The following is a 16,925-nucleotide window of genomic DNA, read 5'->3' as shown; positions in this document are numbered from 1 at the left end:
TCGGAAGATTGGTCACGAATGTGACGATCAGGCCCCGGGCCTTCCCCGATGCGGTGGGGCAGGGGGCTCGGTAAGCTCCGCGCAAGGAGATCTTATGAGCCTGCATGACAAGTTCTGGCCCAAGCGCCTGCCTCGCCAAATCACCCCCCCGGCCACCCCTTTGTGGGACAACGTGGCCGTGAACGCCCGGCGTTTTCCTGACAAGCCGGCCCTGGTCTTTCTCGGCCGCAGCACCTCTTACCGCGAGCTGCTGGCCCAGGTCGAGCAGTTGGCGGCCAGTCTGCATGCGCTGGGTGTGCGCAAGGGCGACCGGGTGCTGCTGAACATGCAGAACTGCCCGCAACTGGTGGTGGCCCATTTCGCCATCCTGCGCGCCAATGCGGTGGTGGTGCCGGTCAACCCCATGAACCGGGCCGAAGAACTCAAGCACTACATCACCGACCCTGACGCGGCGGTGGCCATCACCACGGCCGATCTGGCTGCCGAACTGGCCAAGGCCAGCAACGAACTGCCCGAGGCCCAGCGCCTGAAGCACCTGATCGTCACCCAATTCACCGATGCCTTCGATCCGGCCCAGCCCGATGGCGACGCCTTGCCCCCGGCCTGGGAGCCCTGGCTGCTGGCCGAGCACCCGGCGCCGCCGTTGGCGGGTGGCGCCGTGCACACCTGGCAAGCGTCGCTCACCGGCCAGGGCCAGCCACCGGCGCCTGAAACCGGTGGCGCGGACATGGCGGTCCTGCCCTACACCAGTGGGACCACGGGTTTGCCCAAGGGCTGCATCCACATCCATTCCAGCCTGATGCACAACGCCGTGGCCAGCGCCGCCTGGGGCGGCGCCACCTCGGAGAACGTGGTGCTGGGCGTGGTGCCCATGTTCCACATCACCGGCATGGTGGCCGTGATGCACGCCACGCTGTATGTGGGCGGCACCCTGATCCTGATGCCCCGCTGGGACCGTGATCTGGCCGGGCGCCTGATCTCGCGCTACAGGGTCACCAACTGGACCAACATCCCCACCATGGTGATCGACCTGCTGGCCAGCCCGAACTTTGCGCAGTACGACCTGTCCTCGCTCACCTACATCGGCGGCGGCGGGGCCGCCATGCCGCAGGCCGTGGCCCAGCGGCTGTTCGAAAACTACGGCCTGCGCTATGTCGAGGGCTATGGCTTGACCGAAACCTCGGCCCCTTCGCACACCAACCCGGTCGATGCCCCCAAGCAGCAGTGCCTGGGCATCCCCTTTCTCAGCACCGAGGCCTATGTGATCGACCCCGACACCCTGCAGGAGGTGCCCCAAGGCGAGGCCGGCGAGATCATCATCCATGGGCCCGAGGTATTCCAGGGCTACTGGAAGCGTCCAGACGCCACGGCCGCGGCCTTCATCGAGTTCAAGGGCAAGCGTTTCTTCCGCTCAGGCGACATGGGCCGGGTCGATGAGGACGGCTATTTCTTCATGACCGACCGGCTCAAACGCATGATCAATGCCTCCGGCTACAAGGTCTGGCCCGCTGAAGTCGAGGCCCTGATGTTCCGCCACCCGGGCATCCAGGAGGCCTGCATCATCGCCACCAAAGACGCCTACCGGGGGGAATCCGTCAAGGCGGTGGTGGTGCGCCGCGCCAGCCACCAGCACCTGAGCGAGGCCGACATCATCGATTGGTGCCGTGACAACATGGCCGTCTACAAGGTGCCCCGGGTGGTGCAGTTTGTGGATGCACTGCCCAAGAGCGGCAGTGGCAAGGTCATGTGGCGGCAGTTGCAGGAGTTGGAAGCAGCGTGACCCTGCGCTGCTCAGGCGGCTGACCCGATTCAGGCCCTGATCCATCGGGCAAACCCGACAGAGGTATCGCCACAGCGGTGCCCTGTCGGGTTTTTTCGTTGTGCGAACACAAATGCCGGATATCAAATAAAACCAAATACATCACTTGAATCTGAAATTAAATATTCATAAATATCAATTTAATTTAATTTCGATCATATAATTCATTTCAAGCGGGTGCAGTTCCTTTTGCTCGCCGCCGCTGAGATGCGGCGCGGGCCTGCGCACGGGGCCGCCACCGAATCCACTTCTCTTTTGTCTTTGTTGCTGGAGTTGCCACATGAAGTTGTCCCATGTTTCCATCCGCCAGCGGTTCGTGGCCTTGTTGGCCTTGTTTCTGCTCGGCTTTCTGGTCACCGGCTTCTGGTCGCTGCGCACCCTGAGCTACCTCAAGGTCAATGGGCCCTTGTATGAACACATCGTGCAGGGCAAGGACTTGGTGGCCGATATCCTGCCGCCGCCCGAGTACGTTTTGGAGCCCTACCTGGTGTGTTTCCAACTGGCGGCGGCCACGGATGCGGCCCGGCAGGCCAAACTCCTCGATCAGTGGGCCAGCCTGCGCAAGGCCTATGACGAACGACATGCCTATTGGGAGCGTGCCAAGCTGGGCCCGGAGTTGACAGAGTTGCTGCTCAAGCGTGCCCATGAGTCGGCCTTGGCCTTTTTTGCCGGGGCTGATCAGAGCCTGCTGCCCGCCGTGCGCCAGGGTGACGCGGTGGCGATCCGTGCGGCTCTGGAGCGCTTGAGTGGGTTGTACGAAACCCATCGCCAGGCCATCGACGCCACCGTTCTGGTGGCCAGTCGGTTGACTGAGCAGGACGAGGCCGCCGCTGCCAAGGAGATCGAGCGCAACACGGCCCTGTTGATCCTGATCTCGGTTCTGTCGGTGCTGGCCAGCCTGGGCCTGGCCGTGCTGATCATCCGCAGCATCACAGGGCCCTTGCTGCAGGCCGTCAAGGTGTCCCATCGTGTGGCGGCTGGCGACCTGAGCGAGCCCATCGAGGTCAGTGGGCGTGATGAGACCGCGCAACTGCAGGGGGCGCTGCGCACCATGCAGGACAGCCTGGTGCAGACCGTGGGCCAGGTGCGTGGCAATGCCCGCCAGGTGGCCTTGGCCAGCGCCGAAATTGCCAGTGGCAACCACGATCTGAGTGAGCGAACCGAGCGCCAGGCCTCGGCCCTGGAGGAGACGGCCGCCGCCATGGCTGAGCTGGACGAAGCGGTGCGGCAGAACGCAGACAACGCGCGCCAGGCCAAGCAATTGGCCCACGGTGCCCGGGAGGTGGCGGCGCGGGGCAGTTCGGTGGTGGGCGAGGTGGTCGAGACGATGAAGAACATCAACGACAGCTCACGGCAGATTTCAGACATCGTGGGCACGATCGATGGGATCGCCTTCCAGACCAACATCCTGGCCTTGAATGCGGCCGTCGAAGCGGCTCGGGCCGGCGAGCAGGGGCGGGGCTTTGCGGTGGTGGCCGGCGAGGTGCGGCGTCTGGCGCAGCGCAGCGCGGAATCGGCGCGCGAGGTGCGGGCCCTGATCGGTGCCAGCGTCGAGCGGGTCGATCAGGGCAGCCGCCTGGTTGATGCGGCTCGCCGTGCCATGGACGATGTGGTGGTGGAGATCGAACGGGTCAGCGAGGTGGTGGGCGCGATCAGCGATGCCAGCGCAGAGCAGAGCACCGGTGTGTCTGAAGTGGTGGCGGCGGTGGGGCAGATCGATCAGGTCACCCAACAGAATGCGGCCCTGGTCGAAGAGAGTGCAGCCGCAGCCTCCAGCCTGCGGCAGCAGGCGCAGGAACTGCTCAAGGGCGTGTCTTTGTTCCGCCTGCCCGAAGGGGAGGAGGATGCCCGTGCCTTGCTGGCTGCCACCGGGCCCGCAGGACAGTCTCGACTGGCTTGGTCAAGCTGAGTTTCCTGGGGTTGAGCCCCCTCCATGTTGGAACATCACCATCGTCTGCCATCGTCTTTTGCGATGGCAGACGCTTGGCTTTTGGGGCGTGGATGCGCACCCCCGTGGCGTTCCTGTCTCAAACGAGGTGGTTTGCGCGCCATTCGCGCGCACCAAGATGGTGATTTCGCGTTTTTCCCTTCCAGGCCCATGGCCTTTTGAGGGGAGGGCTGTGGATGGCTTCGTGATCCATGGGGTCTGGCAGTCGGGATCCCCTGGAGGGTCTCTCCCTAGTGGAAAACCTTAATATGTGAGTGGACATAATGTAAGGAAATGAAACCTGTCATTTCTGACATATCCGTTCACCCCATTGAGTCCCATCCGCATGTCAGCCCTGATTCCTTCTGCAGCCTCCAGTCAGTCTTACCCCGCGTCCTCCAGAGAGGGGCATGACACCGGCTTTTTCGCCTACCACGGCGTCTGGGCGCCCGGTGTGCGCCTGTTCCGCAAGCTGCGGTTCGCCTCCAAGGCCCTGATCATCTCCCTGGCATTCCTGTTGCCGCTGCTGGCCTTGCTCACCTGGCAACTGGATGCCCATGCGGAAAAGGCCATGGAGGCCCGAAAGACGGCCACCCGGCAGCATGTCGAGATCGCCTATGGCCTGCTGGAGTGGGCCCACGCGCAGGAAAAGTCGGGCAAGCTGAGTTCTGCCCAGGCTCAGGACATGGCCAAGGAGGCCATCAGCCGCTTGCGCTACGACCAGCAGGAATATTTCTGGATCAATGACCTGCAGCCGAAGGTGGTGATGCACCCCTTCAAGCCCGAGCTCAATGGGCAGGATGTGTCCGACGTCAAGGATCCCAACGGCCTGGCCTTGTTCAAGGCGTTTGCCGACATGGCGCGCAGCCGTGGTGAAGGTTTTGTGAACTACCAGTGGCCCAAGCCCGGGCATGACAAGCCCGTGGACAAGGTGAGTTTTGTCAAGGGCTTTGCCCCCTGGGGTTGGGTGGTGGGCTCGGGCATCTATGTGGACGATCTGCGGGCCGATGTGCAGCGCACGGTGGTGTTCAGCGTGTCCATCGTGCTGGCCGCGGTGTTGGTGGCGGGCTACCTGTTCCTCAGTTTCTACCGGGTGATGGATGGCGGCCTGAAGGAAACCCGGCGCCACCTGCGCGCCATGACCGATGGCGACCTCACCACCTCGCCTTCGCCCTGGGGGCGTGATGAAGCGGCCCAACTGATGCTGGAGTTGCGCAACATGCAGGCCTCGATGCGGGACATGGTCGCCCTGGTGCGGCAGTCCAGCGACCAGATCGTCCATTCGAGCAACGAGGTGGCGCTGGGCTCCATGGATTTGTCATCGCGCACCGAACAGGCCGCAGCCAGTCTGGAAGAGTCGGCAGCTTCGATGGAGCAGATCTCGGCCACGGTGAAAGTGACCTATGCCAACACCGACGAGGCGAGCCAGGTGGCCAACCACAATGCCGAGTCGGCCATCCAGGGCGGGCAGGTCATGGGCGAGGTGGTGTCCACCATGGACCGCATCCGGGGCTCGTCGGCACGCATTGCCGAGATCATCGGCACCATCGATGGCATTGCCTTCCAGACCAACATCCTGGCCCTGAACGCTGCGGTGGAGGCCGCCCGCGCCGGCGAACAGGGGCGTGGCTTCGCGGTGGTCGCTGGCGAGGTGCGCATGCTGGCACAACGCAGCGCCGAGGCGGCCCGCGAGATCAAGAGCCTGATCAGCACCAGTGTCGAGCAAGTCGAGCAGGGCACGGGCGTGGTGCACCGTGCGGGCAGCGCGATCCAGAGCATCGTGGACTCGGCCCGCCGGGTGAATGTGCTGCTGGGCGAGATCTCGGTGGGCGCACGCGAGCAGGCCCAGGGGGTGGGGCAGGTTGGCCAGGCCTTGCAGGAGCTGGACCGCATGACGCAGCAGAATGCCGCCCTGGTCGAACAGACCGCTGCGGCAGCCAGTGCGATGCGCGATCAGGCGACTCAGTTGGCCGGCCAGGTCTCGCGTTTCCGTCTGCCTGCCTGAGCGGCATTCAGCGCCGACAAGTGGTTGGGCACGCGACCTAAACTCCGGGTCCATGTCCTCCACTTCCCCGGGCGCTGCCCGTTTTGCCCACGCGCCGGCCGCCGGCTGGCGTGAACGTCTGTTCCGCATCGTCTTCGAAGCCGACAGCCGTGCCGGCCGTGTCTTCGACTACAGCCTGATCGTCACCATCCTGCTCAGTGTGGCGGTGGTGATGGCCGACAGTGTGGAGGCCCTGCGTGGGCGCTTCGGCACGGTCTTCAACGGCTTGGAGTGGCTGTTCACCGCGATCTTCACGGCCGAGTATCTGTTGCGCCTGTTCTGTGTGCGCCATCCCTGGCGCTATGCCCTGAGCTTCTTCGGACTGGTGGACCTGCTGGCCCTGCTGCCCACCTACCTCGCCCTGTTCGTGCCCGAGCTGCACCTGTTGATCGACGTGCGCGTGCTGCGCCTGCTGCGGGTGTTCCGGGTATTCAAGCTGGCCGCCTATGTCAACGAATACCAGATGCTGGCTGAGGCCTTGGTGGCCACCCGGCGCAAGATCCTGATCTTCATGTCGGTGGTGCTGATGATCGTGCTGGTGGCCGGCACGGTGATGTACTTGGTGGAGGGGGCCGAGAACGGTTATTCCAGCATCCCGACCTCGATGTATTGGGCCATCACCACCATGACCACGGTGGGCTTTGGCGACATCACCCCCAAGACCGATCTCGGGCGCTTCATCGCCTCGGCCATGATGCTGCTGGGTTGGGGCACCCTGGCCGTGCCCACCGGCATCGTGACCAGTGAAATGGCACAGAAGCGCCGCCAGGCCCCGCCAGCGCCCAGCACGCGCAGTTGCCCGGAGTGCCTGAGCGAAGGGCATCTGGCGGCGGCGCGGTTCTGCCATCACTGTGGCGCTGCCTTGCCTGAATCGAGCTGAATGAGTATCTGTTGGTGACATCTGTCACGCCAAAGCGCTGCTTTGTGACGGTTTTGTCGTCGAAATGAGGTACAAACAGGCGGTTTCTGATGACAAGTGGCTGTCTGAACGCCGCACGATGCCCATGGCCCTGTTCAATTCGCCTTCTGTGACCGCCCCCCTGACTGAGCACCTGCCTGATGACCTGACTGCGCCTGGCTGCAGGGCGTCTGGAGTTTCGCTGTGATCGGCCGGCGCCTGCTGCAGGTCGGCCTGGGCTGCGGGGTGGGGGTGCTGGCCTGGGCCGGGCAGCTGGGACCCGGCCCCATCGAGGGGGCGCTGGTTCCGGTCGTTCCGGGGGTCTATGGCCGCGTCAGTGATTGGGGTGAACAGCCACCACCCGTGCTCAATGAGCAGCCGGTGCAGGTGCGTAAGACGGCCGGGCATGTCGTGGAGCCCATCTACCTGAACGTGCCCCCGGCCGAGCGCCGCCACTGGGCCCAGCACTGTGCCCGCCACAGGGCCTGTGCCACGCCGGTGCATTTTGTCGATGCGCAGCGTTGGGCGCGCGCCTCGGCGGGTCGGGCCGAGGCGGCCGCGCCGCCTGCCGAAGCCACCAGCGCGGCCACTGCCGCCGCTGAATAAGAAGAAGTCACCTCGCTTGAATCCCGGTGTGGGCTGGAGCGTGGCTGCCACGCGGTAAGCTTCAGGGCCATGACCACCACCACTTTTCCCCCTCCGGCCGTCGAGGCCGACCAAGTGCTGCCCCAACTCCGCGCGCGCGGTTATGCGGTGCTGAATGCGGCCACCGTCAGCCAATGGGCGGCCTGCGCGCTGCCCCAGTTGCAGGGCCTGCGACCGGATTGGGATGGCCTGCCCCCGGACAACTTTCTGAAGGACGGTGGCCGCTACCGTCGCCGCCGCCATTCCTGCTTTGTGGTGGAGGGCGAACGCGTGGAGCAGGTGCCGCACCGGTCCCACTGGCAACCCCTGGAGTACAACGCCTTGCACGGCGGCATGGAGCGCTGGTTCGAACCCATGTTGCCCGACACCGTGGCCCAGCCGGTCTGGGCGCAACTGTTGCGGGCGGTGGCGGGGGTGACGGCCGCTCTCAAGCGGCCCGCGGGTGCCAGCCCCGAACCCTGGTTCATCGAAGCGCACCAGTTCCGCATCGACACCACCGATGGCATCGGTCGGCCCACCCCCGAGGGGGCGCACCGCGATGGCGTCGATCTGGTGGCTGTTTTTCTGATCGAACGCAGCGGCATCAAGGGTGGTGAAACCCGGGTCTTCGAGGCCGATGGTCCCAACGGCCAACGTTTCACCCTGTCCGAGCCCTGGTCGCTGTTGCTGCTGGACGACGCCCGCGTGATCCACGAGTCCACCCCCATCCAGCCCCTGGCCGATGGGGCCCACCGCGATACCCTGGTGTTGACCTGCCGATCGGGCGGGTTCCAGGGATTGCCGGTTTGACGCCGTTCTTTTTCTGATTTGATGCGTGTCAATGCGACAGGCGAACATTCCGGCACACTCAGGGGCATCAACCCACAAGGAGCTCTCCATGTTCAAGCACATCCTGATTCCGGTCGACGGTTCTGCCACAGCGACGCTGGCCGTGGACAAGGCGATCGGTCTGGCCAAGGCCTTTGCCAGCGATGTGACCGTCATCTACGTCATCGATCCCTACCCGTTCACCGGCGTGGGCGCTGATTTCGCCTACGGTCAGTCGCAATACTTGAGCGCCGCCACGGCGGAAGCCAATGCCGCCCTGGCCAGCGCACGGGCGGCCTTCGAGGCGGCAGCCGTGCCGGTGAAGACCACGGTCGTGGAAGGCCATGCCATCCACCGCGGCATTCTGGACACGGCCCAGACCCTGGGCACCGACCTGATCGTGATGGGCTCGCACGGCCGCCGCGGCATCGAGAAGCTGGTGCTGGGCAGCGTGGCCCAGAAGGTGCTGTCGGACGCCCACCTGCCGGTGCTGGTGGTGCGCGACTGAATACCGCCCGCAAGGCCCTCCGGGGCCTTTGACCCAGGGGCGGGAAATGGCTCTCATGGTTGTCCCTAGGTTGGGGCGCCTGGGGGCTTTCTCCGTTGGTCAGGCTTGATAGCATGGTTGCACGATCTGCACTTTGCGCCCCAGGCCCACACCACCATGTCTTCCACCCCGGAAACGCTTCCCCTGGTTCGTACCATCGGCATCATGCAACCCTTGACCTGGCTGGCACTGGCCTGGCGCGACATGGCACGCGCGGGCTGGATCAGCTTCGCCCATGGCCTGGCAATGACGGTGTTCGGCGGGCTCATCATCGCCGTGGCCGGCAACCGTTTCTGGCTGCTCGCCGGGGCCTTGTCGGGTTTTCTGGTGGTGGCGCCAGTGCTGGCCACCAGCCTGTACGCGCTGAGCCGGGCCCTGGAGCGTGGCGAGCCGGCCTCGATGCAGGTGGTGTTCAAGACCTGGTTCAACTGGCAGCACAGCCATTTCAACAAGTGGACCAGCCAGTACTGGTGCCTGGTGCAGTTCGGTTTGCTGCTGGCCCTGGCGGCCACCACCTGGGTGCTGACTTCGGCGGCGCTGATCACCTTGCTGGCCCCTGAGCCCGTGCGCACACCGGTGGATTTCCTGCGCGTGGTGGTGGCCGACTCCGAATCGGGGCTGTTCGAGCTGTGGCTGGCCTTGGGCGGCTTTCTGGCGGCGCCCATCTTTGCCTCCAGCGTGGTGTCGATTCCGTTGCTGCTCGACCGCCGCATCACCCTGATGCAGGCGGTGCTCACCAGCTGGCGCACCGTTCTCTACAACCCGATTCCCATGGCGTTCTGGGCGGCCTTGATCGCCGGCTTCACGCTGCTGGGGGTGGGGTCACTTTTGTTGGGCCTGATTGCGGTCATGCCCATGTTGGGGCACGCCAGCTGGCACGCTTACCGCGATCTGGTGGACGTCTCGACGTTGCCGGCCCGGGATGCCGGCCTGGCCCCCGTTCTTGTTCAGGTCAGACACTGATGTTTGGTTTTTCAGAAGAGCAGATCTCCACCTTCGGCCTCACGTTCGGGGTGGGGGGCTTCATGCTCTACATGTTGTTCATCATTGGCCACCTGGCCTGGGAGTCGAAGGCTGGCAAGTTTGGCACCTTCGTGCTGTTTCTGGGCCTGGGCCTGGGCCTGGTGGGTTTTGCCGCCAAGTTCGTGATCCAGTGGTACATGACCAAATAGCCTGAGTCGCCTGCCCCAGGCGCAGGCGCCCCCCAGGTTTCACAGCAGTTCTTCAGGCACCAGCGGCCCCAGCAACCAGGCCTTGAGCCGCAGCTTCAGCGAGGCATCGGGCTCGGAGTCGAGCACCATTTCACTGTCGTCCTGGAATCCCAGCCATTGCAGACCGCGGCCATCCGGGGCCAGGCGCAGGCGGTAGGCGCTTTGCAGCCGGTCGATGTCGATGATGCGGATCAGCTCACGTGCCACTTCAGGGCTGTCGATCACGGCGCCGAATTCTGTGTTGATGGTGGCGGAGCGCGGGTCCAGGTTCATCGAGCCGATGAAGGAGGTGCGCCGGTCGATGACGAACAGCTTGGCATGCAGCCGGCCCAGGGACTTGCCGAACAGGAAGGGATGCTTGTTGTTGCTGACCTTCGAAGGGCTGAGTTCGTAGAGATCGACGCCCATCTTCAGCATGTCCTCCCGGTAACGGCTGTAGCCGACATGGACCGCCGGTTCGTCGGTTGAACTCAGCGAGTTGGTCAGCACCGTCACTTTGACGCTTCGCTCGCGCAAGGACTTCAAGAACGCCATGCCTTTGGGGCCCGGCACAAAGTAGGGCGATGAGGCCACCACCTCCTGTTTGGCCTTGGCCACTGCCTCCAGCACGTTGTAGGTGACACTGGTTTCCAGCAGCTCGCCACCGGCGACCCCATCAAAGGGCTTGTCGGGATGGTCGGCAAAGACATAGGCTTGCCCCCAATTCAGGCCCAGGCGTCCGGCATCCAGGTCATCGGCGATCGGGGCATAGCCCAGCACGTCATTGGGCGGCAACGGGGCCGGGGCTGCGGTGGTGGCCGGACCCGTGGCGCGCTCGAACTGGTGCTGCAGCGCCTCAGGGCTCAGGGGGCTGCTGGCGATGCTGGTCAGGGGGTAGACCGCCAGGCTGTTCCAGTAGCGGTCGAACAGCGCCTGCATGGCCGGCAGGACCGCCCCGGTGGTGAAGGCATCGACATCGACGAAATTGTCCGATGAGCCCCTCAGGTAGTACTCATTCGCCACATTGCGCCCGCCGATGATGGCCATCGCACCGTCGGCGATGAACATCTTGTTGTGCATGCGGTGATCGAGCCGGCTCCAGTCGCCGGTGGAGGCCAGGAAACGGGTGAGCTGGCCTTTTTCTCGGGCGCAACAGAAGGGATTGAAAAGCCGCACCTGGACGTTGGGGTAGGCCGCGAGCCCGAGAAACAAGGTGTCGTGCCCGCCGGTGTAGAGGTCATCGACCAGCAGACGAACCCGCACACCCCGTTGTGCCGCGTCCCGCAGGGCCCGCAGAAAGTAGCGGCCGGTGGCATCGCCTTCGATGTTGTAGTACTGCACGTCGAGTGAGACCTCGGCTCGGCGAGCCAGCTGCAGCCGCGCATCGAGGGAGAAGGTCCCCAGCGGCATGAGCCGGAAGCCCGACTGATCGGGGGCCGGCTGCGATTCCAGCGCGATGCGGCCCAGTGTGCTGTGCGCCGAGGCCGGGATGGCCTCGCTGGCGAGCCGCTCCCGGTCCACCTGTGGCAGGCGGGTGGCACAGCCGGCAAGCGCCAGCAAGAGAAGGCTGAACCCCCACAGCAGCAATCTTGCCGGCCACCGGGCGGCCACCCACGCAGGCTCCTGGCCCGAATGCCTGGGCTGGCTGGCCGGGTAAGAGCCAGGCGCCGAGACCGCGCCATGGTGGTCGCTATACTGATATGGATACAAAGCTGCCATCAGGTAACGCGATGAACGCACGGTTTGGGACTGTTGTCTTTTGCGGGTTGAGCCTGTTGTGGGGCCTGGCCCAAGCGGCGCTCGACATTGGGGAGACTGCGCCGGAGTTTACGGCAAAGGTGGCGCTGGCCGGCAACGTGCAGAGCTATTCTCTGCGTGATGAATTGAGCCGGGGCCCGGTGGTGCTGTACTTCTTTCCGTCAGCTTTTTCCGTGGGCTGTTCGATTGAAGCGCATGAATTTGCCGAGGCACTGGACGACTACAAGGCCTTGGGTGCCTCGGTGGTAGGGGTGTCCCGCGACGACCTTGAGACGCAGAAGAAGTTCTCGGTGCAGGAGTGCCGGGGCAAGTTCCCGGTGGCGTCGGATGCTGATCAGTCGATCATGAAAGCCTATGACGCGGTGCTGCATTTCCGGCCCGACTATGCCAACCGGGTGTCCTATGTGATCGCCCCGAATGGCAAGATCATCTACCAGTACACCAGCCTGAACCCGATGAAGCATGTCAGCAACACGCTGACCGCTTTGCGCAACTGGGCCAAGACGGGCATGGTTCAGGCGCCCTGAAGCCAGCCATGGGCGGCCTGCCGCCGCTGACCGATGGCAGGCCCAGCCCCGAAGGGCTGGAGCAATGCCATCCGTACGATCCAATCCGTACGATCAGAGGCGCTCGAAGATGGCTGCAATGCCTTGGCCGCCGCCAATGCACATGGTCACCAGTGCATAACGGCCCTGGATGCGCTGCAACTCGTACAGGGCCTTCACGGTGATCACCGCGCCGGTGGCACCGATCGGGTGGCCCAGCGAGATGCCCGAGCCGTTCGGGTTGACCTTGGCCGGGTCCAGGCCCAGGTCGCGGGTCACGGCGCAGGCCTGGGCGGCAAAGGCCTCGTTGGCCTCGATCACGTCCAGGTCGTTGACCGTCAGGCCGGCTTTCTTGAGGGCCAACTGCGTGGCCGGCACCGGGCCGATGCCCATGTACTTGGGGTCGACGCCCGCATGGGCGTAAGCCACCAGACGGGCCAGCGGTTGCAGGCCGCGGGCCTTGGCGGTGCCGGCTTCCATCAGCACCACGGCGGCGGCGGCGTCATTGATGCCCGAGGCGTTGCCGGCCGTGACGGTGCCGTTTTCCTTGATGAACACCGGCTTGAGCTTGTCCATGTCGGCCAGCGTGGCGCCAGCGCGGAAGTGCTCGTCGGTGTCGTAGGCCACTTCGCCCTTGCGGCTTTTCAGCATCACCGGAGTGATCTGGTCCTTGAAGTAGCCTGCGGCGGTGGCGCGTTCGGCGCGGTTGTGGCTTTCCACGGCCAGGGCGTCCTGGTCGGCACGGGTGATGCCCCATTTGGCGGCGATGTTCTCGGCCGTCACGCCCATGTGGATGTTGTGGAAGGGGTCGTGCAAGGCGCCGATCATCATGTCGACCAACTTGGTGTCGCCCATGCGGGCACCAAAACGGGTGGCCAGGCTGGCGTAGGGCGCACGGCTCATGTTCTCGGCACCGCCGCCGATGGCGATGTCGGTGTCGCCCAGCAGAATCGCCTGGCTGGCCGAGATGATGGCTTGCAGGCCCGAGCCGCACAGGCGGTTCACGTTGAAGGCCGGTGTGCCTTCGGCGCAGCCGCCATCGATCGCGGCCACGCGCGACAGGTACATGTCGCGCGGCTCGGTGTTCACCACATGGCCGAACACCACATGGCCCACGTCGGCCCCGTCAACCTGGGCGCGCTTGAGCGACTCGCGCACCACCTGGGCGCCCAAGGCGGTGGGCGGGATGTCCTTCAGGCTTCCGCCAAAGGTACCAATGGCGGTGCGCACACCGCTGACGACGACGACTTCACGGGACATGTTGACTCCTAGGGTTGAGATTGAATTCTTAATTACAGATCCAGACCGTTGATCTTAGCCGCTGCCGCAGGGCGCCCATCCCGGGGCCTGTCGCGGGGGTGGCGAGGGGGCCTCTGACAGGTCAACAGATTGTTAAGTTGGTTACACTCGCTCCCGTTTCAGGTGCCTGCCGTCGTTCTCGACGCGCGGGTTAAACGGGAAGCCGGTGACGTTGATGCCATCAACCATTCCGGCGCAGCCCCCGCTGCTGTGAGCCAGACGACGCCGGATGACGCCACTGTGCATGAACTTGCATGGGAAGGCCCGGGGAAGGATGAAGGCGAGCCAGAAGACCGGCCTGATCCACGCGTGGTGCCAGTCCTCGGGGTGAGGGAAGGGTTCTGTCGGACACCCTTCGGGGCCCCTGGGCATGCCTGTGCCTGGGCGCCCGTGCGCGGGTGCCCGTGGGCTTTTCCGGTTCGTCTTGGCGCGGTGCCGCCTCTGCAGTCCCACCGGAGATGCCTTTGTTTTCATGTCTCGGCCCTGTTCTTGCCGGCCACTTTCAACCCATCCGCCATCGCTGGCTGTTCGGCCCCTTGCTGGGCTGCCTTGCCACCTCCGCAGTGATGGCCCAGCCCGCCATGCCGCAGTTGTCGGAGATCCGCGTGTCGGCGGGCGAGGCCACCGCAGCAGGCGAGTCAGACAGCGCCAGCGAGGGCCGCGTCACGGCCGATCGACTGACCCGGCGCCCCTTGCTGCGTCCGGCGGACCTGATGGAGTCGGTGCCCGGCCTGGTGGTCACCCAGCATTCGGGCGATGGCAAGGCCAACCAGTACTTTCTGCGCGGCTTCAACCTCGACCATGGCAGCGACTTTGCGACCCACCTCATGGGCATGCCGATCAACATGGTGTCGCACGCCCATGGCCAGGGCTACATGGATTTGAACTTCCTGATCCCTGAGCTGGTCAGCAGCCTGCAATACCGCAAGGGCGTGTACCACGCTGAAGACGCCGACTTTGCCGTGGCCGGCAGCGCCCGGATCGACTATGTGCGGCAGTTGCCTGCGCCTTTCATCGATCTGAGTTTGGGGCCGAGGGGCTACCGCCGCAGCCTCGTGGCAGACAGCCGTGTCATCGACGACAAGTCGCTCCTGATGGCCCTGGAGCTGACGCACAACAACGGCCCCTGGCAGCAGCCCGAGCGCCTGGGCAAGCAGAACGCGGTGCTCAAGCTGTCGTCGGGCACCGCGGCGCGCGGCTATTCGATCAGCGCTCTGGCGTACCAGGCCGATTGGCAGGCCACCGAGCATGTGCCCGAGCGGGCCATCGTGTCGGGCGAGATCGGGCGCTACGGCGTGTTGTCGCCGGGCGACGGCGGGCGCACCCACCGCTACAGCCTGTCGGCCGAATGGGCCGACAGCGGTGCCACCAGCGCCAGCCGGGCCCAGGCCTATGTGGTTGACTACGGGCTGAACCTGTTTTCGGCGCCGTCGGGCTTTGTGAACGGTCTTGCGGGTGACCAGCATGAGCAGGCCGATCAGCGTGTGCTGTGGGGCGGGGGCTGGCAGCACAGCTGGTTTCTGGGCGAGGGTGCCGGGGCCACCGAGCTGACGCTGGGCACGCTGCTGCGGCAGGACCGCATCAGCAACGTGGGCCTGTTCAGCACCGTGAACCGCCAGCGCACCGAGGTGCTGCGTCAGGACCGCATCACCGAGACCGCGGTCGGCCTGTCGCTGGAGGCCCGCACCACCTGGCAGCCCTGGTTGCGCACCAGCCTGGGCCTGCGGCAGGACCACCTGCAGGCCCGGGTCACACCGTTGGCCGGGGCTTTCAATGCCGACAATGGCGGCAGCGTGTCGGCCCGCCAGCTCAGCCCACGTATGGGCCTGGTGCTGGGGCCGTTCCAGGCGCTGGGGGGCACCGAGTTCTTTGCCAACGCGGGCCAGGGCTTTCACAGCAACGATGCCCGTGGGGCCACCACCCGCACCAGCCCGCAGGATGGCAGCGCCGTCAGCCCGGTGCCTCTGCTGGTCAAGGCCCGCGGCCATGAAATCGGCCTGCGCACCCAGCCGCTGCCGGGCTGGCAGACCCGACTCAGCCTCTGGCAGATGCAACTGGCCTCGGAGCTGGTGTTTGTGGGCGACGAGGGCGTCACCGAACCCCGGGGGGCCTCGCGGCGCTGGGGCCTGGAGTGGGCCCAGGACGTGCAGCTGGCGCCCGGCCTGGCGTGGGATGGCAACCTGGCCTGGTCACGGGCGCGCTTTGTGCAGGCCGTCAATGGCGGCAGCCATGTGCCCAATGCCGTGCCGCTGACGGCTTCGATGGGCTTGAACTGGGATCAGGGCGGGCCCTGGTTTGCTGGGCTGCGTCTGCGCTACCTGGGAGCCTATGACCTGGAGGAGACCGGGCAGCAGCAGTCGCGCGGCTACTGGCTGGGCAGCCTGAAGCTGGGCTACCGCTTCCAGACCGGATCGAGCCGCTGGCAGGCCAGTCTGGATGTGCTCAACCTGTTTGACCGGCGCGCCAACGACATCGAATACTGGGGCGGTGCCTGCACCCAGCGCGAGGCCCTGGGTGGCACCGGGGGCTGCGGCAGTGGCTCGGCCATCGATGGGCGCCTGATCCACCCCCTGGAGCCGCGCACCCTGCGCCTGGGGCTGCGGCTGAACTTCTGAGGTGGCCGTTCAGGCGTCGCGTACGTCGGCCACGGGCTGGTTGCCGAAGTCGGGCCGTTGCAGGTAGGCCAGCAGGCGGGCTGCGGCCTCTTGCGGCGACGTCAGCTGGCCCTTGTTCTTGAGCGCGGCAAAGTTGCCTTGGTCGGGGAAGGCCTCGGCTGGCGTGCTGCGCAACTGCACCTGCATGTCGGTGTCGATCACGCCGGGGGCCAGCGAGCAGACCTTGGCGCCGTTGGGTTTCTGGGCCTCGTCCAGCGCCAGGCAGCGCGTGAAGTGGTCCATGCCGGCCTTGGCGGCGCAGTAGGGCGCCTGCGAGGCCATGGCCCGCCGGCCCAGGCCCGAGGAGATGTTCAGCACCTGGCGTGGCAGTGACCAGCCGGCGGTGCCGTTCAAAAAGGCCGCGCACAACAGCATGGGTGCCTCCAGCCCCACGCGCAGTGCGGCGGCCACCAGCTCGGGGCTGCTGTCCGACAACGGCGCAATGGGCGGGATCACCCCCGCGTTGTTGATCAGCACGGCCCGCTGGTAGGCGGCCGGGTCCTGGGTGCGCAGCCACAGGCCCAGTTCGTGCGCGGCCCCGGTGCTGTCGGCCAGGTCGACCGACCAGGCCAGCAGGCGCGCCCCCCGGGCCTCGGCCAGGGCGGGCAGGTCGGGGTGCGGGCTGCGCTGCAGGGTCAGCAAGGTGTTGCCCGCTTGCAGCAGTTGCTCAGCCAAGGCCAAGCCCATGCCGCGCGAGGCGCCGGTGAGGATGTACAAGGAGGTGGTCATGACGTCATGCTAGCGCCAAGCGCCCGGCGGTGTTGACAGGGTTGTTCCGAACCAACAGCGCCA

Annotated in this window: 15 protein-coding genes and 1 riboswitch; of the genes, 11 read left to right on the top strand and 4 right to left on the bottom strand. The window is 65.5% G+C overall.

The features are described 5' to 3' along the window. The first annotated feature begins 94 nt into the window (after positions 1-94). On the top strand, positions 95-1,780 hold the full coding sequence (locus L880_RS0108790) for a long-chain fatty acid--CoA ligase (protein ID WP_027475368.1): 1,686 nt from the start codon (positions 95-97) through the stop codon (positions 1,778-1,780). A gap of 174 nt (positions 1,781-1,954) precedes the next feature. Here the strand turns inward: L880_RS0108790 and L880_RS35550 are convergent, their stop codons facing one another. Beyond that, a complete protein-coding gene (locus L880_RS35550) occupies positions 1,955-2,101 on the bottom strand; it encodes a hypothetical protein (RefSeq protein ID WP_157462733.1) in 147 nt (48 codons plus the stop codon). Here L880_RS35550 and L880_RS0108785 point away from each other — a divergent pair. The 8 genes from L880_RS0108785 (at position 2,100) to L880_RS0108750 (ending at position 9,859) form a co-directional block, all read left to right on the top strand. Continuing rightward, entirely contained in the window at positions 2,100-3,728 is a 1,629-nt protein-coding gene (locus L880_RS0108785) for a methyl-accepting chemotaxis protein (protein ID WP_027475367.1), read from the top strand. The genes L880_RS35550 and L880_RS0108785 overlap by 2 nt on opposite strands. Positions 3,729-4,092: 364 nt before the next feature. Then, entirely contained in the window at positions 4,093-5,751 is a 1,659-nt protein-coding gene (locus tag L880_RS32025; protein WP_051443181.1) for a methyl-accepting chemotaxis protein, read from the top strand. Positions 5,752-5,803: 52 nt separating this feature from the next. Then, on the top strand, positions 5,804-6,670 hold the full coding sequence (locus tag L880_RS0108775) for an ion transporter (RefSeq protein WP_027475366.1): 867 nt from the start codon (positions 5,804-5,806) through the stop codon (positions 6,668-6,670). A 222-nt stretch (positions 6,671-6,892) separates the two neighbouring features. Then, positions 6,893-7,294 (top strand): hypothetical protein, encoded by a 402-nt coding sequence (locus tag L880_RS34340; RefSeq protein WP_051443180.1) that lies wholly within the window; start codon positions 6,893-6,895, stop codon positions 7,292-7,294. Between the two features lie 69 nt (positions 7,295-7,363). Beyond that, positions 7,364-8,122 carry a 2OG-Fe dioxygenase family protein gene (locus L880_RS0108765; RefSeq protein ID WP_027475365.1) on the top strand — a complete coding sequence of 253 codons (759 nt, stop codon included), beginning with the start codon at positions 7,364-7,366 and terminating at the stop codon, positions 8,120-8,122. An 88-nt stretch (positions 8,123-8,210) separates the two neighbouring features. Next, the gene (locus L880_RS0108760) at positions 8,211-8,648 is read left to right on the top strand and encodes a universal stress protein (RefSeq protein ID WP_027475364.1); all 438 of its coding nucleotides are present in this window, start codon (positions 8,211-8,213) and stop codon (positions 8,646-8,648) included. 156 nt (positions 8,649-8,804) lie between these two features. Further along, the gene (locus L880_RS0108755) at positions 8,805-9,650 is read left to right on the top strand and encodes a DUF2189 domain-containing protein (RefSeq protein ID WP_043329058.1); all 846 of its coding nucleotides are present in this window, start codon (positions 8,805-8,807) and stop codon (positions 9,648-9,650) included. Continuing rightward, complete coding sequence (locus tag L880_RS0108750; RefSeq protein WP_019575240.1) at positions 9,650-9,859, top strand: DUF2788 domain-containing protein; 210 nt, start codon at positions 9,650-9,652, stop codon at positions 9,857-9,859. Before L880_RS0108755 ends, L880_RS0108750 begins: the two co-directional genes overlap by 1 nt. Positions 9,860-9,898: 39 nt before the next feature. Here the strand turns inward: L880_RS0108750 and L880_RS0108745 are convergent, their stop codons facing one another. Further along, positions 9,899-11,437 carry a phospholipase D family protein gene (locus tag L880_RS0108745; RefSeq protein ID WP_245615045.1) on the bottom strand — a complete coding sequence of 513 codons (1,539 nt, stop codon included), beginning with the start codon at positions 11,435-11,437 and terminating at the stop codon, positions 9,899-9,901. Between the two features lie 170 nt (positions 11,438-11,607). Between L880_RS0108745 and L880_RS0108740 the strand changes: the two genes are divergently transcribed. After that, a complete protein-coding gene (locus L880_RS0108740; protein ID WP_043328997.1) occupies positions 11,608-12,162 on the top strand; it encodes a peroxiredoxin in 555 nt (184 codons plus the stop codon). 93 nt (positions 12,163-12,255) lie between these two features. Here L880_RS0108740 and bktB read toward each other — a convergent pair whose 3' ends face one another. Continuing rightward, entirely contained in the window at positions 12,256-13,440 is a 1,185-nt protein-coding gene (gene bktB / locus L880_RS0108735) for a beta-ketothiolase BktB (protein WP_027475360.1), read from the bottom strand. A gap of 143 nt (positions 13,441-13,583) precedes the next feature. Then, positions 13,584-13,795: riboswitch (cobalamin riboswitch) on the top strand. A gap of 148 nt (positions 13,796-13,943) precedes the next feature. Between bktB and L880_RS0108725 the strand changes: the two genes are divergently transcribed. Beyond that, a complete protein-coding gene (locus tag L880_RS0108725; RefSeq protein WP_245615044.1) occupies positions 13,944-16,094 on the top strand; it encodes a TonB-dependent receptor in 2,151 nt (716 codons plus the stop codon). Positions 16,095-16,103: 9 nt separating this feature from the next. On the opposite strand, the gene L880_RS0108720 is transcribed toward L880_RS0108725, so the two are convergent. Beyond that, a complete protein-coding gene (locus tag L880_RS0108720; RefSeq protein ID WP_027475357.1) occupies positions 16,104-16,862 on the bottom strand; it encodes an SDR family NAD(P)-dependent oxidoreductase in 759 nt (252 codons plus the stop codon). Positions 16,863-16,925: the final 63 nt, after the last annotated feature.

Origin of the sequence: Curvibacter gracilis ATCC BAA-807 (assembly GCF_000518645.1) — a bacterium.
Lineage (GTDB): Bacteria > Pseudomonadota > Gammaproteobacteria > Burkholderiales > Burkholderiaceae_C > Curvibacter > Curvibacter gracilis.
Note: the sequence above shows the minus strand (reverse complement) of the source record. Positions and strands in the feature narration are given on the sequence as shown.

Bases quoted from the DNA above. Each gene is read 5' to 3' on its own strand.
- L880_RS0108775 (WP_027475366.1), top strand. From the start codon at position 5,804: ATGTCCTCCACTTCCCCGGGCGCTGCCCGTTTTGCCCACGCGCCGGCC.
- L880_RS32025 (WP_051443181.1), top strand. From the start codon at position 4,093: ATGTCAGCCCTGATTCCTTCTGCAGCCTCCAGTCAGTCTTACCCCGCG.
- L880_RS35550 (WP_157462733.1), bottom strand. From the start codon at position 2,101: ATGTGGCAACTCCAGCAACAAAGACAAAAGAGAAGTGGATTCGGTGGC.
- L880_RS0108755 (WP_043329058.1), top strand. From the start codon at position 8,805: ATGTCTTCCACCCCGGAAACGCTTCCCCTGGTTCGTACCATCGGCATC.
- L880_RS0108765 (WP_027475365.1), top strand. From the start codon at position 7,364: ATGACCACCACCACTTTTCCCCCTCCGGCCGTCGAGGCCGACCAAGTG.
- L880_RS0108750 (WP_019575240.1), top strand. From the start codon at position 9,650: ATGTTTGGTTTTTCAGAAGAGCAGATCTCCACCTTCGGCCTCACGTTC.
- L880_RS0108785 (WP_027475367.1), top strand. From the start codon at position 2,100: ATGAAGTTGTCCCATGTTTCCATCCGCCAGCGGTTCGTGGCCTTGTTG.
- L880_RS0108740 (WP_043328997.1), top strand. From the start codon at position 11,608: ATGAACGCACGGTTTGGGACTGTTGTCTTTTGCGGGTTGAGCCTGTTG.
- L880_RS0108790 (WP_027475368.1), top strand. From the start codon at position 95: ATGAGCCTGCATGACAAGTTCTGGCCCAAGCGCCTGCCTCGCCAAATC.
- L880_RS0108720 (WP_027475357.1), bottom strand. From the start codon at position 16,862: ATGACCACCTCCTTGTACATCCTCACCGGCGCCTCGCGCGGCATGGGC.
- L880_RS0108760 (WP_027475364.1), top strand. From the start codon at position 8,211: ATGTTCAAGCACATCCTGATTCCGGTCGACGGTTCTGCCACAGCGACG.
- bktB (WP_027475360.1), bottom strand. From the start codon at position 13,440: ATGTCCCGTGAAGTCGTCGTCGTCAGCGGTGTGCGCACCGCCATTGGT.